The organism is Pseudomonas sp. TH49, from assembly GCF_016650625.1.
Taxonomy (GTDB): Bacteria; Pseudomonadota; Gammaproteobacteria; order Pseudomonadales; family Pseudomonadaceae; genus Aquipseudomonas; species Aquipseudomonas fluorescens_H.
This window is the reverse complement of record NZ_JAEKFL010000002.1, coordinates 2,489,415-2,505,565: the sequence shown is the minus strand read 5'-3', so window position 1 is coordinate 2,505,565 and position 16,151 is coordinate 2,489,415. Positions and strand designations below refer to the sequence as shown.

Annotated in this window: 13 protein-coding genes; 8 read left to right on the top strand and 5 right to left on the bottom strand. The window is 59.5% G+C overall.

What is annotated here, in order from left to right:
• Positions 1 to 231 precede the first annotated feature (231 nt).
• Positions 232 to 456, bottom strand: coding sequence for a hypothetical protein (locus JFU48_RS28315; protein WP_003223079.1), 225 nt, complete (start codon positions 454 to 456; stop codon positions 232 to 234).
• Between the two features lie 1,020 nt (positions 457 to 1,476).
• On the opposite strand from JFU48_RS28315, the gene JFU48_RS28310 reads away from it, so the two are divergent.
• Both JFU48_RS28310 and rmuC read left to right on the top strand, forming a co-directional pair.
• Positions 1,477 to 1,800, top strand: coding sequence for a hypothetical protein (locus tag JFU48_RS28310; protein ID WP_080593230.1), 324 nt, complete (start codon positions 1,477 to 1,479; stop codon positions 1,798 to 1,800).
• Between the two features lie 175 nt (positions 1,801 to 1,975).
• Entirely contained in the window at positions 1,976 to 3,340 is a 1,365-nt protein-coding gene (gene rmuC, locus JFU48_RS28305; RefSeq protein ID WP_201138550.1) for a DNA recombination protein RmuC, read from the top strand.
• 112 nt (positions 3,341 to 3,452) lie between these two features.
• On the opposite strand, the gene JFU48_RS28300 is transcribed toward rmuC, so the two are convergent.
• Positions 3,453 to 6,923, bottom strand: coding sequence for a hybrid sensor histidine kinase/response regulator (locus tag JFU48_RS28300; protein WP_103486112.1), 3,471 nt, complete (start codon positions 6,921 to 6,923; stop codon positions 3,453 to 3,455).
• Positions 6,924 to 7,145: 222 nt separating this feature from the next.
• Positions 7,146 to 7,688: a TetR/AcrR family transcriptional regulator gene (locus tag JFU48_RS28295; protein WP_003223085.1), complete on the bottom strand. Its 543-nt coding sequence runs from the start codon at positions 7,686 to 7,688 to the stop codon at positions 7,146 to 7,148.
• A gap of 91 nt (positions 7,689 to 7,779) precedes the next feature.
• On the opposite strand from JFU48_RS28295, the gene JFU48_RS28290 reads away from it, so the two are divergent.
• From JFU48_RS28290 to JFU48_RS28265, 6 genes are all read left to right on the top strand, one after another.
• On the top strand, positions 7,780 to 8,979 hold the full coding sequence (locus JFU48_RS28290) for an MFS transporter (RefSeq protein ID WP_201138349.1): 1,200 nt from the start codon (positions 7,780 to 7,782) through the stop codon (positions 8,977 to 8,979).
• A gap of 94 nt (positions 8,980 to 9,073) precedes the next feature.
• Positions 9,074 to 9,685, top strand: coding sequence for a hypothetical protein (locus JFU48_RS28285; RefSeq protein WP_201138348.1), 612 nt, complete (start codon positions 9,074 to 9,076; stop codon positions 9,683 to 9,685).
• 22 nt (positions 9,686 to 9,707) lie between these two features.
• Positions 9,708 to 10,997 carry a membrane-associated oxidoreductase gene (locus JFU48_RS28280; RefSeq protein ID WP_242486726.1) on the top strand — a complete coding sequence of 430 codons (1,290 nt, stop codon included), beginning with the start codon at positions 9,708 to 9,710 and terminating at the stop codon, positions 10,995 to 10,997.
• A gap of 9 nt (positions 10,998 to 11,006) precedes the next feature.
• Entirely contained in the window at positions 11,007 to 11,318 is a 312-nt protein-coding gene (locus JFU48_RS28275; RefSeq protein ID WP_201138347.1) for a cupin domain-containing protein, read from the top strand.
• 105 nt (positions 11,319 to 11,423) lie between these two features.
• Positions 11,424 to 12,575 carry a TDT family transporter gene (locus tag JFU48_RS28270; RefSeq protein WP_201138346.1) on the top strand — a complete coding sequence of 384 codons (1,152 nt, stop codon included), beginning with the start codon at positions 11,424 to 11,426 and terminating at the stop codon, positions 12,573 to 12,575.
• 97 nt (positions 12,576 to 12,672) lie between these two features.
• Positions 12,673 to 14,547, top strand: a complete 1,875-nt coding sequence (locus JFU48_RS28265) for an MFS transporter (RefSeq protein ID WP_003223092.1) — start codon at positions 12,673 to 12,675, stop codon at positions 14,545 to 14,547.
• A 97-nt stretch (positions 14,548 to 14,644) separates the two neighbouring features.
• Here the strand turns inward: JFU48_RS28265 and sugE are convergent, their stop codons facing one another.
• Both sugE and JFU48_RS28255 read right to left on the bottom strand, forming a co-directional pair.
• Positions 14,645 to 14,959: a quaternary ammonium compound efflux SMR transporter SugE gene (gene sugE / locus JFU48_RS28260; RefSeq protein WP_003223093.1), complete on the bottom strand. Its 315-nt coding sequence runs from the start codon at positions 14,957 to 14,959 to the stop codon at positions 14,645 to 14,647.
• Positions 14,960 to 15,078: 119 nt separating this feature from the next.
• Positions 15,079 to 16,044, bottom strand: a complete 966-nt coding sequence (locus JFU48_RS28255) for a bile acid:sodium symporter family protein (protein WP_201138345.1) — start codon at positions 16,042 to 16,044, stop codon at positions 15,079 to 15,081.
• Between the last annotated feature and the right edge of the window lie 107 nt (positions 16,045 to 16,151).

The following is a 16,151-nucleotide window of genomic DNA, read 5'->3' as shown; positions in this document are numbered from 1 at the left end:
CCTTGGCAGCGGTGGATCGAATCAGGCTCGCCGAAAGCGGATCAAGCCGCTTGAGTTGAAGTGTAGTGTCATATTCGCGACGTAAAGGCCTGTTTTTAAAATATTTCCAGCCGCGAGCCAAAAGCGTTATATCCGATGGTGCTTAGGCGCGAAGGGCTAAAAGCGAAACATCGGGCAATAAAAAGCCCCGCATTTTGTGCGGGGCTTTTGCTTTTGCAGCCTTTTCGGCTCTCAGGCAATCAGGGCCTGACGTGTACGATCGATCACGGCCTGCAGCGGTTCGGCGCTGGAGTATTGATCGGGGTACAGACGCTCGCTGTGGCGAGCGATCCCGTGTTCATTGACCACGGTGAAGCTGAAGCAGCCTTTGCGAGCGGCCATGATCAGGCAGTTCATTGGGGCAAAAGCGTTGGTTAGGGTGCGAATGGCATCCTGAGTATGGATTTGAGTAGACATAGTTATTAGGTGTTCCTACAAATGACACGGATAAGAACCGTGCAACGTTAAAACGTTCCAGTAATGTCGACCACCGTTGGTCGAACAAAGAACCCGACTGGAACAAAGCAGCCAGTTTGAAGCGCTATTAAGTTGGCGCGCTTGGGCTGGCAGGTAGGTACTTAGGAGGACAGGCAACACATCAAGGGCAAAGGTTCTGGGCCCGGGGTGAAGATCCTGATCAATTTGCAGGCTGGTTCGGTCAGAGTAAGTGGTCTTCGCAACACCCTTTGCATTCATTCAAAGGCAGTGTCGGCGCAAGATTTACCTGGAAACCATCGAGGGGTCGTTCCCGCTTTTTTCGGTGAAGGGCTTCTTGGAAGAAGGTTGACCGTGGGGATGTGTTCGACCGGAATTGACTTTCAGCTTGGTACTAACGCCGCGGATAGTAACGGAACGTCTTGGGCAATGCAAACCCCGTCGTAAAAAAGATTTCGTGAGTCGCCAAGCATTGAGGTGGTGTCCCGCTTCTTCGCGAGCAGGCTCGCTCCCACATGGGAAACACCATCCAGTGTGGGAGCGAGCCTGCTCGCGAAGGGATCACCCTGATCAACCGCCGGTCGCCACAAAAGCGTGCAGCCATCCCCATCACCAACCCGCTTATCCCCAGCCCGAGAAGCAAAACGACCCGAAAAAGCGCATCGATATAACCGGGTAACAGGTACTTGTGCACATTAGTTGCGCAGACCGTAACCTCACTGTCATATCAATCCTGACCCCGGTAGCTGCCTGCATCAAAAGTTTAAGTCAATGAAAAATATCGTCTTTTTTTGTTGGTGAAAAAATCGTCAGTTTGACTGCGGGCCCCATTCCACAAGGCTTTGCGCGAGTTCGGGAGCGGTTGTCCACTGAGTTATCCACAGCTTCTGTGGATTGTCCCTAGCGCTTGCTCTAGCACGGGCGTGCCGGGTTTTTTTTGACTTTACCTGTACGAAAAAGAGAGTAGAGTGGCGCGCCCTCCGATCTGTCCCACAGTGTTTTATGAAGTTTCGCTCAGTATCAGGCTCTGTTACCTCCGAACACCCTCGTGTTACCTCTCCCAAGCGATTTTCCGTGCGTGTGGCCGAATGGCTGCTCGACAGCCCGCGTCTGGGCGATAGCCGCAATGCCAAGCATCTGGCGGGGCGTCTGCTCAAGCAACCGGCACGCGAAGGCGTGGTTGCGGCGCAAAGTCGTCTCGGTCAGTTGATGTGCCGCGAGTGCGGCAATGCCCGGGATCGGCGCATCGGTCAGGATCTGTTGCGTCAGGCCGCCCGCGCCGGTGACCGTCGTGCACAACAGGAACTCGGTCTGCTCGAAGACTGAGCTGTCCAACGTCCCACGCCTTGGTTAACCTTCAGGCTTTATCGGATCGGCAGGAGTGGCTATGGCTATGGACTTGACCAGCGTGTTGCTGGGGCTGGCGGGCGCGGGACTGCCGCTGCTGGCGCTGGCCTGGCAACTGCAACGGCGGGCCAGCGACCGGCAAGCCGAGGTCGCCTTGCTCGAAGAGCGTCTGACCATGGCGCAACTGGCGCAGGACGGGCTCAACGCCCAGCTTGAGGCAAGCCGCGATGAAATCGTCGACCTCGGCCAGGCCAATGCCGCCAAGCAGGCTGAACTGGCTGCACTGCGCCGCGAAGTCGAGCTGCTGCAGATCGAACGTGATGACGCCCGTGACGCTTCGCACGCCTGGAACATCGAGCGCGCCAACAAAGAAGCCGAATTGCGTCGCCTCGACGCGCAGGCCGCGTCGCTCAACGCCGAATTGCGCGAGCAACAGGAAAGCCATCAGCAACGCCTCAACGACCTGCAAGGCTCGCGCGATGAGCTGCGCGCGCAGTTCGCCGAGCTCGCCGGGAAAATCTTCGATGAGCGTGAACAGCGCTTTGCCGAGACCAGTCAGCAGCGTCTCGGCCAGTTGCTCGATCCGCTGAAAGAGCGCATCCAGTCCTTCGAAAAACGCGTGGAAGAGAGCTATCAGGCCGAGGCTCGCGAGCGCTTCTCGCTGGCCAAGGAGCTGGAGCGTCTGCAGCAATTGAACCTGCGCCTGAGTGACGAAGCGACCAACCTGACCCGCGCCCTCAAAGGCCAGAAGACCCAGGGCAACTGGGGTGAGCTGATTCTTGAGCGGGTGCTCGAACACGCGGGTCTGGAGAAGGGCCGCGAGTACCAAACCCAGGTCAACCTCAAGGGGCCGGATGGCGAGCGCTTCCAGCCGGACGTGATCATTTACCTGCCGGGCGACAAGCAGGTGGTGGTCGACTCCAAGGTCAGCCTGACGGCGTATCAGCAGTACGTTGCCGCTGAAGACGACACCCTCGGCCAGATCGCGATCAAGCAGCACGTGCTGTCGCTGCGCAGCCATGTCAAAGGCCTCGCAGGTAAGGACTACAAACGTCTGGAAGGTCTGCACAGCCTCGATTTCGTCTTGCTGTTCGTGCCGATCGAAGCGGCATTTTCCGCCGCCTTGCAAGCTGAGCCGACGCTGTTTCAGGAGGCGTTCGACCGCAATATCGTGATCGTCAGCCCGACCACGTTGTTGGCGACGCTGCGGGTGATCGACAGCCTGTGGAAGCAGGAGCGGCAGAGCCAGAACGCGCGGGAAATCGCCGAGCGAGCCGGTTGGCTGTACGACAAATTCGTGCTGTTCATTCAGGATCTGGACGAAGTCGGCAATCGCCTGCAACAGCTGGACAAGGCTTACAGCTCGGCGCGCAACAAACTCACGGAAGGGCGCGGTAACCTGGTCAGCCGCAGTGAGCAGCTCAAATTGCTCGGCGCGCGGGCCAGCAAGAGTTTGCCGGCGGATCTGCTGGAGCGGGCGATGACCGATGTCGATGGGCTGGTCGAACTCCCGGAATAACCCGAAGAGCTTCGCGAGCAGGCTCGCTCCCACAGTGAATGCATTCCCAAGGTGGGAGCGGGCTTGCTCGCGAAGGCGTCAGCGGTAGCGCTGCAACACTCAAGTCGAACGGTTACAACGGCACATACCGACTCAACAACGCCCGCAACGCCGCCGGTTTCACCGGTTTCGCCAGATAATCCAGCCCCGCCGCATGCACCTGCGCCACCGTCTCCGGTCGCCCATCGGCGCTGATCACCACGCCCGGTACCGGCTCACCCAGCGTCGTGCGCAACCACGCCATCAGCTCGGTCCCGGTATCGCCGTGATCGAGGTGATAGTCGACCAGTGCCAGTTGCGGTCGCACACCCTCGTTCAGCAACGCCGCGCATTCCTCGCGATTGCGCGCCGTCCACACCTGACAGCCCCAACGGGTCAGCAGGCTGTTCATGCCAATCAGAATGCTGTCTTCATTGTCGATGCACAGCACCTGCGCGCCGCTGAGCAGCTTGCCGTTCAACTCCACCGCAGTTTTCTGTGGCAGCGATTGCGCCCGGGCCAGCGGCACACTGACACTGAACACACTACCGCGCCCCGGCCACGAACGTACGCGCAGGGTATGGCCGAGCACGCGACACAAACCGTCGGCAATCGCCAGGCCCAGACCGAGGCCTTTTTCGGCGCGGGTCTGATGGCTGTCGAGGCGTTTGAATTCCTCGAAAATCACTTGTTGTTTGTCTTCCGGAATTCCCGGCCCGCGATCCCACACTTCCAGACACAGCTCGCCATCACGCCGACGCACGCCCAGCAGCACCGGGCCCTTGGCATAGCGGAAGGCGTTGGTGAGGAAGTTCTGCAGAATCCGTCGCAGCAGCTTGATGTCGCTGTCGATGCGCAACTGGCTGCCGCGCACGCGGAACTTCAGGCCTTGTTCCTGCGCCAGCGCCTTGAATTCGGCGCCGAGTGTATCGAACAGCTCATTGAGCGCGAACGGCTTGGGATCGGGGTTGATCTTGCCGTTTTCCAGGCGGGATATATCCAGCAGGTCGCTGATCAGGTCTTCTGCCGAACGCAGCGAACTGTCGAGGTGTTGCACCAGTTTCTGCGCCTCGCTGCTCAAGCCGTCGTCCTGATGGGAGAGGGCGGCAGAGAACAAGCGAGCGGCGTTCAACGGCTGCATCAGGTCATGGCTGACAGCGGCGAGGAAGCGGGTTTTCGACTGGTTCGCCGCCTCGGCATGGCCCTTGGCTTCGGTCAGTGCGACGTTGAGTTGCGACAGCTCCTGCGTGCGCTCGCTGACCCGTTGTTCCAGGCCTTCGTTGGCCTCGGTCAGCGCCTGCTCGGCTTCGCGGAACGCGGTAATGTCAGTGAAACTCATGACGAAACCGCCACCAGGCATCGGGTTGCCGATCAGCTCGATCACCCGGCCGTTGGGGAACAAACGTTCGGAAGTGTGCGCGCGGCCCTGACGCATCCAGTGCAGGCGTCGGGCGACGTGGACTTCCGCCTCGCCGGGGCCGCACAAGCCACGTTCGGCGTTGTAGCGAATGATGTCGGCAATCGGCCGGCCGACGCTGATCAAGCCATCCGGGTAGTTGAACAGCTCCAGATAGCGGCGGTTCCATGCCACCAGTTTCAGCGACTGGTCGACCACGCTGATGCCCTGGGTGATGTTCTCGATCGCACCTTGCAGCAAGGCGCGGTTGAACTGCAGGACTTCCGAGGCTTCGTCAGCGATACGGACGACGTCCTCCAGTTGCATTTCCCGACCTTCGATGGCGGCTTTTACTACGGCGCGCGTCGAAGAAGCACCGAGCACGCCGGCCAGCAAGCGTTCGGTGTGGGCGATCCATTCGCCATCGGCGTTCTGGTTCGGGTTGAAGCCTTTGCCCTGGCGGTAGGCAAAACGAATGAAGCTCTGCCGCGCACGTTCTTCGCCGACAAAGCGCGCCGCCAGTTGCAGCAAATCATCGATCTGCACCGCCAGCATCGAACGCGCACTCGGCCGCGCGCTGATTTCCTGACCGATAAAGCGCCCGGCCTGCCAGTGCTCCGAAACCCGCGTGCGCGACAGCACCGAGACCCAGGCGAACAACGTGAAGTTGCCCGCCAGCGACAGCACCACGCCTTGCGTCAGCGGGGTGATCGGCAGGTTCAGCGGGTTGCTGTGCAGCCACGCCAGACCGGGAAAAGTGCTCAGCGACCAGCCGAGGCTGTGGGCGGCAATCGGCAGGATCAATGTGTAAAACCAGAGGAACGTGCCCGCCGCGAGACCGGCGAACACCCCACGGCGGTTGGCCTGTTTCCAGTACAGCGCGCCGAGCATCGCCGGGGCCAGTTGGGTGACAGCGGCGAAGGCGATCTGGCCGATGGTCGCCAGGCTCGCGGTGGAGCCGAGCAAGCGGTAGCTGACGTAGGCCAGCAGCAGAATCAGCACGATGCTCACCCGGCGTACCGAGAGCATCCACTGGCGGAACACCTCGAACGGGCGCTCGGCGTTATTACGCCGCAGTAGCCACGGCAACAGCATGTCGTTGGAGACCATGGTCGACAGCGCCACGCTGGCTACGATCACCATGCCGGTGGCCGCCGACGCACCGCCGATGAACGCCAGCAACGCCAGGGCCGGATGGGCCTGGGCCAACGGCAGGCTGATCACGAACGAATCCGGAAGCACGTGACTCGGCAGCATCATCTGCCCGGCGAGGGCGATCGGCACCACGAACAGCGCGGCCAGCGCCAGATAGGCCGGGAACACCCACTTGGCCAGACGCAGATCCTGCGGGTCGATGTTCTCCACCACCGTGACGTGAAACTGCCGTGGCAGGCAGATGATCGCCATCATCGCCACCCCGGTCTGCACTACCATCGACGGCCAGTTAATCGTTTCCTTCCAGTACTCCTCGAGGCGCGGTGCGAGCATCGCCTGATTGAACAGGTCGTCAAAACCGTCGTACAGCCCGTAGGTCACGAACGCGCCGACGGCGAGAAAGGCGAACAGCTTGACCAGCGATTCAAACGCAATCGCCAGCACCATGCCCCGGTGGTGCTCGGTGGCGTCGAGGTTGCGCGTACCGAAGACGATGGTGAACAGCGCCAGTACCAGCGACACGATCAGTGCGGTGTCCTGGGCGCGGGTGCCCATGGCGTCGGCACCGGCGCCGATCAGCAGGTTCACACCAAGGACGATGCCTTTGAGTTGCAGAGCGATATAAGGCAGGACGCCGACCAGACAGATCAGCGCAACGACCACCGCCAGCGATTGCGATTTGCCGTAGCGCGCGGCGATGAAGTCGGCAATCGAGGTGATGTTCTCCTGTTTGCTGATCATCACCATTTTCTGTAGAACCCACGGTGCGCCCAGCAGCAGCAGGATCGGCCCGAGGTAGATCGGCAGGAATGACCACAGCTGTTCGGCCGCCTGACCGACCGCGCCGAAGAACGTCCAACTGGTGCAATAAACCGCCAGCGACAGGCTGTACACCCACGCGCGCATCCGCGGCGGCAATGGCGCGCTGCGACGGTCGCCGTAGAAGGCGATGGCGAACATGATGGCCATATAGGCGAGGGCGACGGCGGCGATCAGCCCGGTGGACAACGACATGCAACACTCCCGACAGAAGACTCCCCGGCAGTCCTGCCCGGGCGGACAGTCTCGCATGAGTGCGGCGGTTAGTCAGTGTCGACCAAGGTCGTGGCGTGGCGGGGTGTCGCAGGTTTGAAACCGGGTGGTTCTGAGGTGACTGGTCGGGCCTCTTCGCGAGCAGGCTCACTCCTACAGGTGGAACGCATTCCAATTGTAGGAGTGAGCCTGCTCGCGATAGCGTCAGTCCTGTTTCAACGCCATATCGATCAATCGATGCAGTTCATCCACCTCCAGCGCCGCCGCCGCAAACAGAATCCGGAACACCACCGGCGCCACCACCAGATTGATCAACCGATCAACGCTCGGCGCCGGCTCGTCGGGATGACGCTCGATGATGGTCTGCAACTGCGCGCCAATGATCGTCACGCAATACCCCGGCGTGGCGCTGGCCTGCACGTCGCGCATCATGTTGCGCCCCGGCTCCGAACTCATTTCGTCCAGATACTGCTCGGCCCAGGCGCGGATATCACCGCGCAGGTCACCGGTCACGGCCGGTTCGCTGTCGGGGCGCATGCGGGCGAGGGCGACGTCCGCCAGCAACGCCGTCAGATCGCCCCAGCGCCGATAGATCGTCGAGGGCGTGACCCCGGCCCGCGCAGCGATTTGCGGGACGGTCACGGTGCTGCGCTCCTGTTCTTGCAGAAGCGCGCGGACTGCCGAATGAATCGACTCTTGCACCCGGGCACTGCGGCCGCCGGGGCGTAAACCTTCTTTAATAGCCATGCGCCAGACCTTAACACAAAGAATTTGCTTTAAGCCAAAGCCAAGAGCACACTCCGCAAAAGCAAAAAATTAGCTTTTGCGGAGTGTGCCCATGACCAGCCTTGCTTCCAACCGTGGCAGCCTGATTTTTCTGGCGATCACCTTGTTGAGTTTTCTCGCCGCCTCCACGGCGCCGACGCCGCTGTATCACCTGTATCAGGATCAACTGCACTTCTCGGCAGCAGTGCTGACCCTGATTTTCGGCGTGTATGCCTTAAGCCTGCTGGCGGCGCTGCTGACGGTCGGTTCGTTGTCCGATCATCTGGGGCGCAAACCGGTGATCTTCACCGCGGTGCTGCTCAATGCCCTGGCGATGCTGCTGTTCATCCACGCCGACAGCGTCGCCTGGCTGATCAGCGCCCGCGTGCTGCAAGGTTTTGCCACCGGCATGGCCACCGCTGTTCTGAGCGCGACGCTGCTCGACACCGACCGCCAGCAGGGGCCGTTGATCAACAGCGTCGCACCTTTGCTCGGCATGGCGGTGGGCAGCATGGGCTGTGGCTTGCTGGCCGAGTTCGCTCCGGCGCCGTTGCAACTGACTTACTGGTTGCTGCTGGCACTGTTTGTGTTGCAGGCGATGTATGTCTGGCGTCTGCCGGAAAGCGTCACCCCGCAAGCCGGGGCCTGGGCTTCGCTGCGGCCGACCCTGCATGTGCCGGTTCAGGCGCGTTCGACCTTGTGGCGTGTGCTGCCGCTGAACACCGCAACCTGGGCCCTCGGCGGCTTCTTTGCCTCGCTGGCGCCGTCGCTGGTGCGCACCGCCACCGGGTCGACTTCCAACCTGATCGGCGGTGCGACCGTCTCGGCGCTGACGGTGACGGGCGCGCTGATGATTTTCACGTTGCGCAATCGGCCTGCGACCCGCGCCCTGCAACTGGGCGCCAGTCTGCTGCCGATCGGGGTGCTGCTGATTCTGCTCGGCGTGCACAGCGCCAGTCTGGGGCTGTTTTTCCTCGGCACGCTGGTCGCCGGTTGTGGCTTTGGTTCGGGTTTCCTCGGCGCGGTGCGCAGCCTGGTGCCGTTGGCCCTGCCGCATGAACGGGCCGGTTTGATGTCGGCGTACTACGCGCTGAGTTATCTGGCGTTCTGTTTGCCGGCGTTGCTCGTAGGGTATCTGACCCGCATCTTTGGTTTGTTGGCGACCACGGATGCTTACGGTGCGGTATTGATCGTATTGTCGGTGGCAGCATTATTGCTGTCATTGCGAGGGCGTTCCGATTTGCACACGGCGCAAAAATGCGGGGGCAACTGAGATCCTCATTGATGGCATAAGGGCGGTTCTTTAGCATGTCCTCCCTCAAAGGCGCTGGGCCTGCACAAGGACTGTAAAAGAGATGAGTACGGAAATGCTGAAGCGCTTCGAAAACTTGCATGGAGCGTTGAAGCCCGGAGAGCGACGTCTTGTTCAGCGTTCCCAGAAAGGCCTTTACGCAAACCTGGGTGAAGATCTTCCCGACGAAGAGACGACCAGAACCGTTGTCCGTGCCTCCCTGATCCGGTGGTTGTTGCTCAATTACTCTGCAACAGCGAGTTTTGGTGAAGTGCTGCGTTTAAGGGGCGCTTTCATTGAAGGGAAACTCGATCTTGACGGGCTTTGTGTCACGATTCCGGTTGCTTTTGTTAAATGCAGATTTACTCAACCGGTTTCTGTCCGGGGCACTGAGTTCAAGCATTCTGTCGGATTTAGCGAGTGCGCGATGACGTCACTGTTTGGCCAGGGACTATCCGTCGATGGCGATCTGGCTTTTATCAAGGTGCAAACTTGCGGAACCGTGAATTTACTCAATGCCCGTATTTCCGCCAGTCTGAAATGTGCTGGCAGTCAGTTTGACGGCCAGGGCAAAAAAGCACTGATTGCTTCCGGTACTGAAATCAATTCCGTCGTTCAATTGACCAAGGAGTTTTCCGCCAAGGGTGGAGTGATTTTTTCGATCGGCAAAAATAGGCGGTTCGTTTAGCTGTGACACGGGTACCTTTGCAGTGGACGAAGGCGAATCGCTGGATTTCGATAAAGCTGTAATAGGTGGCTCGGTATTTTTGCACGAAGGCTTTTCATCTATCGGAACGATCCGGATGTCGGGCGTCAGGATTTTTGGCCAACTCAGTTGCATAAATGGGCGATTCGATGGAAACCGCAAAGGCCGCGCGCTGAACATGGAGCGTGGATATGTCAGAAACAATGTTCTCTTCAGTCGTGGTTGTGAGGTCATTGGTGGGTTGTATCTGGCAAGCTGCTCTATCGACGGGAATCTCGGGTTTGATGATTCCTCGATAGACGAGATAAAGGCGCACGAGATCAATGTGAAAGGACGTTTAAGTCTGAGTAATGTCAGATCCGTTCCGAAGCTGGTTTCACTTTGGGGGGCGAAAATCTCCTCTCTTCATGATGATTTGAAGTCTTGGGGAGGGCACCCAATCCTGAACGGCTTCGTCTATGAAGCCATTGACGTCAATAACCCGATGCCTGTCAGCGAACGGATTGTCTGGCTGAAAAGTCAGAAAACCGGCTACACGCCGCAAAAAAAGATTGTTTCATCAGAAGCGGAAAACTTCCGTCCTCAACCCTGGCGTCAGTTGCAACAAGTCCTGGAGTCGATGGGGCGCACTGAGGAAGCCAAAGAAATCGCGATTGAATATGAACACTGCCTGCGCCGGTTCGGATTGATTGGTCAAACACCGGAAAACTGGTACGGCTGGTATCGACGGTTATATGCCTGGTGGGCCAAGTGCTTGCATATTTGTTACGGCCATCTCACCGGTTTCGGCTACCGTCCGATGGTTTTGCTCCCTTGGTTTGCCTTGGTTTGGGTGTTTTGTACAGTCATTTATTGGTGGGCGGCCAGTGCCGGGATTTTTGCCCCCAGCAATCCGCTCATCTTTCAGAACGAGGCCTATGAAACCTGTCGACCCGATCGAGAGCAGGTCTGGTTGAGCAAACGTCATGATCGTTTGTCGACAGAACTTCCAAAAGACTACAGGGGCGAGGGCAACTGGTACCTGTGTAACGACTTGCGTGAGGAATACACTGGCTTCAGCCCGATCGCTTTTTCACTCGATTTACTGCTGCCTTTGGTCGATTTACATCAGGAGAATGACTGGGCCCCCCTCATCGAAACCCCAAAAGCTAATCCGGCTCATGAATTTTTCAGCTTCTTTATCAGTGGCAAGCGCTTTGTCAGATTTGTGATGTGGTGCGAAATTCTGGCTGGCTGGGGCTTCAGCCTATTATTTGTCGCGGTGGTTTCCGGTTTGGCGCGCCGCAAGGAGTAAGGCACCTTCATGAAGATTATCCGCAGCAAGTCGTTCACCGCCGAGCGTGCCTGGGGTGCGCTGGACATCGCCAATATGAACGGCATCACCACGCGTCTGCACTGGACCGATCAGCCCTACAAATGGCACGTCAACGATGGTGAAGAAGTGTTCGTGGTGCTCGATGGTCAGGTGCAGATGCGCTATCGCGAACTGGGCGAAGAAAAGCAGGTGCTGCTTGAGGTCGGGGATATCTTCTACGCCTCGGTCGGCACCGAGCACGTGGCGCATCCACAGGGAGCGGCGCGGATTCTGGTGATTGAAAGCGAAGGCAGTGTCTAGACGCTTATCTGTAAAGTAGATAAGAGATAGAGAAATTACCCGTTATATAGATATTCGATTCGGTTCTACCATGGACTCAACCTCACCTGAGGACAGGAGTTCATGATGACTTGCCCCAACATAGCCAAACCCGGCATCAAGCCGTTCAGCCAGCTTCAGCATCCGCGTGAAGTGATCCGTCAATTCACCCCGAACTGGTTCGCCGCGACCATGGGCACCGGTGTGCTGGCCCTGGCCCTGGCGCAACTGCCGGTGGCGATCCCCGGGTTGCACGCGGTGGCCGAAGGTTTGTGGCTGTTCAACATTCTGTTGTTCACCCTGTTTACCTTCGCCTATGCCGCGCGCTGGGTACTCTTCTTCGATGAAGCGCGGCGGATCTTCGGCCATTCCACCGTTTCGATGTTCTTCGGCACCATCCCCATGGGCCTGGCGACGATTATCAACGGCTTTCTGCTGTTCGGCCTGCCACGCTGGGGCGAAGGCGTGATTCATTTGGCCGAAGTGCTGTGGTGGCTCGACGTGGCGATGTCGCTGGCCTGCGGTGTGTTGATCCCCTACATGATGTTTACCCGCCAGGAACACAGCATCGATCAGATGACCGCCGTCTGGCTGTTGCCGGTAGTGGCGGCGGAAGTGGCGGCGGCCAGCGGCGGCTTGCTCGCGCCGCACCTGGCCGATGCCCACGCGCAACTGGTGGTGCTGACGACAAGCTACGTGCTCTGGGCATTTTCCCTGCCCGTGGCGTTCAGCATTCTGACCATCCTGTTGCTGCGCATGGCGCTGCATAAACTGCCCCACGAAAACATGGCCGCCTCAAGCTGGCTGGCCCTCGGTCCGATCGGCACCGGCGCGTTGGGCATGTTGCTGCTGGGCGCTGATGCACCGGTGATCTTCGCCGCCAATGGCCTGCCGGGCATCGGTGAAATCGCTGCGGGCCTGGGGCTGGTCGCCGGGATCACCCTGTGGGGGTTCGGTTTGTGGTGGATGTTGATGGCGCTGCTGATCACCGCGCGTTACCTGCGCGACGGTATCCCGTTCAACCTCGGCTGGTGGGGTTTCACCTTCCCGCTGGGCGTGTATTCGCTGGCGACCCTCAAGCTCGCCAGCACGCTGAACCTCGGTTTTTTCAGCGTGGTGGGCTGTGTGCTGGTGAGCCTGCTGGCAGTGATGTGGCTGATCGTCGGTAAACGCACCGTGCAGGGCGCGTGGCGCGGTGAGCTGTTTGTCTCACCTTGTATTGCAGGGTTGAAGAAATAACCTGAAAAGTTTAGGTAATGTGTGGCCTGGATCGCCGATCGAGATTCCAATAAGCAGATCCAGGCCATTCTCTACCGACCTCAGGGAAACACGGAAGATGAGTCACCCCTCACAGTTCAACCTGCTTCGCACTCGGCGCTTTCTGCCGTTTTTCATTACGCAGTCGCTGGGCGCGTTCAACGACAACGTGTTCAAGCAGTCGCTGATCCTCGCCATTCTGTATCGGCTGACCATCGAAGGTGATCGTTCGATCTGGGTCAACCTGTGTGCGCTGCTGTTTATCCTGCCGTTCTTCCTGTTCTCGGCGCTGGCCGGGCAGTTCGGGGAAAAATTCGCCAAGGACGCGCTGATCCGTCTGATCAAACTCGCGGAAATCGCGATCATGGCCGTAGGATCGATCGGTTTTCTCTTCGATCACCTGTCGCTGATGCTGGTGGCGCTGTTTGCCATGGGCACGCATTCGGCGCTGTTCGGGCCGGTGAAGTATTCGATTTTGCCGCAGGCGTTGCGCGAGGATGAACTGGTCGGCGGCAACGGACTGGTGGAGATGGGTACGTTCCTGGCGATCCTTGCCGGGACCATCGGCGCTGGCGTCATCATGTCTTCGACGCATTACGCGCCACTGGTGTCGACCGCGATTGTCGGCATTGCGGTGCTCGGGTATCTCGCCAGTCGCAGCATTCCGCGCGCTGCGGCGGCTTCGCCGGAAATGCGCCTGAACTGGAACATTTTCAGCCAGTCCTGGGCCACGCTGAAACTCGGTCTGGGCCAGACGCCCGCGGTGTCGCGCTCGATTGTCGGCAACTCGTGGTTCTGGTTTGTCGGGGCGATTTACCTGACGCAGATCCCGGCCTACGCCAAGGAGTGGATGCACGGCGACGAAACCGTGGTAACGCTGATTCTCACGGTGTTCTCGGTGGGGATTGCGCTGGGTTCGATGCTCTGCGAGAAGCTTTCCGGGCGCAAGGTCGAGATCGGTCTGGTGCCGTTCGGTTCGTTCGGTCTGACCGTGTTTGGCCTGCTGCTGTGGTGGCATTCCGGTGGAATCCCGGAGAGCGTCACCGGCCATAGTTGGACCCAAGTGCTGGGCTTTGCCCATACCTGGGCGGTGCTGGTCGATATTCTCGGCCTCGGTATTTTTGGCGGCTTCTATATCGTGCCGCTGTACGCGCTGATCCAGTCGCGCACTGCCGAGAACGAACGGGCGCGGGTGATCGCGGCCAACAACATTCTCAACGCGCTGTTTATGGTGGTGTCGGCGATCGTTTCGATCGTGTTGCTGAGCGTGGTCAAACTGTCGATTCCACAGCTGTTTTTGGTGGTATCGCTGCTGAACATCGGCGTCAACGCCTACATCTTCAAGATCGTCCCCGAGTTCAGCATGCGTTTCATGATCTGGCTGCTCAGCCATTCCATGTACCGCGTCGAACACCGTAATCTCGAAGCGATTCCGGACGAGGGCGCGGCATTGCTGGTGTGCAACCACGTGTCGTTCGTCGATGCCTTGCTGATTGGCGGCGCGGTGCGTCGGCCGATTCGCTTTGTCATGTACTACAAAATCTACAACCTGCCGGTGCTGAACTTTATCTTCCGCACGGCGGGGACGATTCCGATTGCCGGACGCAACGAAGACATCCAGATCTACGAAAAAGCCTTCACCCGGATTGCCCAGTACCTGAAGGACGGTGAGCTGGTGTGCATCTTCCCGGAAGGCAAGTTGACCACCGATGGCGAGATCAACGAGTTCAAGGGCGGGCTGACGCGGATTCTCGAAGAAACCCCGGTGCCGGTAATTCCGCTGGCACTGCAGGGATTGTGGGGGAGTTTCTTCAGTCGCGATCCGAACAAGGGCTTGTTCAAGCGGTTGTGGTCGCGGGTGACTTTGGTGGCGGGTTCGGCGGTGGCGGTGGAGGCGGCGCAGCCGGCGAAATTGCAGGGGTTGGTGGGGGCGTTGCGCGGGGCAGTCAGATAGTCGCAGACTTCAATGGCTCCTTCGCGAGCAAGCCCGCTCCCACATTTGAAGTGCATTCCAGTGTGGGAGCGGGCTTGCTCGCGAAAGCGGCAGTGGCCTAAGCGCTGACCTTGAGGCCGATCAAACCGGTGATGATCAACGCCACGCTGGCCAGGCGAATCAACGCCATCGACTCGCCAAACAGAATGATCCCGGCAATCACCGTGCCTACGGCACCGACCCCGGTCCAGATCGCATAAGCCGTACCCAACGGCAATTCCTTCATTGCAAGACCCAACAGGCCGAGGCTGATTGCCATCGCTGCGACGGTCAGTACGGTGGGGAGCGGGCGGGTGAAACCGTCGGTGTATTTCAGGCCGACGGCCCAGCCGACTTCGAACAGGCCGGCGAAAAACAGAATGATCCAGGACATGAAAAACCTCCATCGATTGACGGGGCCGTCCCCAGATTGATAACTCGATCGAGCCGCAGGGTCGTCCCCGCGTAGCGCAATAGTCTGCCGAGCATTAATCCGGGGATCAAGCTTCCCGCTCAGTCGGCCGGCTGCTGCGCCAGCGCCTCACGGTCTTCTTTCTCGCTCATGCGCCGGAAGTACGTCGAGAGCAACGCCCCGGAAATGTTGTGCCAGACGCTGAACAACGCGCTCGGCACCGCCGCCAGCGGCGAGAAGTGCGCACTGGCCAATGCCGCGCCCAACCCCGAATTCTGCATGCCGACTTCCAGCGCCAGCGACTTGCGCTGCGCCAGTGGCAACTTGAACAGGCGCCCGGTGAAGTAGCCCAGCAAGTAGCCGAAGCTGTTATGCAGCATCACCACCGCCATGATCAGCAGCCCGGATTCGGCAATCTTCGCCTGACTGGCGGCCACCACGGCGGTGACGATGATGACGATGCTGACCACCGACATCAGTGGCAACACCTCCACCGCGTGCCGCACTCTATCGCCGAGCAAACGTTGCGCTACCACGCCGAGCACGATCGGCAGCAGCACCACTTGCAGGATCGACCAGAACAATTCCATGAACGACACCGGCAACCATGCCGAAGCCAGCAGCCAGATCAGCGCCGGGGTCAACAGCGGCGCGAGGAGGGTGGTAACAGCGGCAATCGCCACCGACAGCGCCAGGTCGCCCCGGGCCAGCCAGGTCATGACGTTCGAAGACGTGCCACTTGGGCAGCAGCCGACCAGAATCACCCCGACGGCGATTTCCGGTGGCAGATGGAAGATCTGGCAGAGCAACCACGCCACACCGGGCATGATCACGAAATGTGCGACCACGCCCAAAGCCACGCGCCACGGATGGCGGGCGACGGCGGCGAAGTCATCGAGTTTGAGGGTCAGGCCCATGCCGAACATCACCAGCCCCAGCAGCGGCACGATTGCGCCTTTGAGGCCGAGGAACCACGCCGGTTGCAGGAACGCGATCACCGCGAAAATCAGAACCCAGTAAGCGAAGGTATTGCCGACAAAGCGACTCAGTGCAGCCAGTGCGCGCATGGCCTGTTCCTTGTTATTAGTTACGCCACAAAACCAATTGTGGGAGCGGGCTTGCTCGCGAAAGCGGCGGGTCAGCCAAGTTAATGTTGAATGACACACCGCTTTCG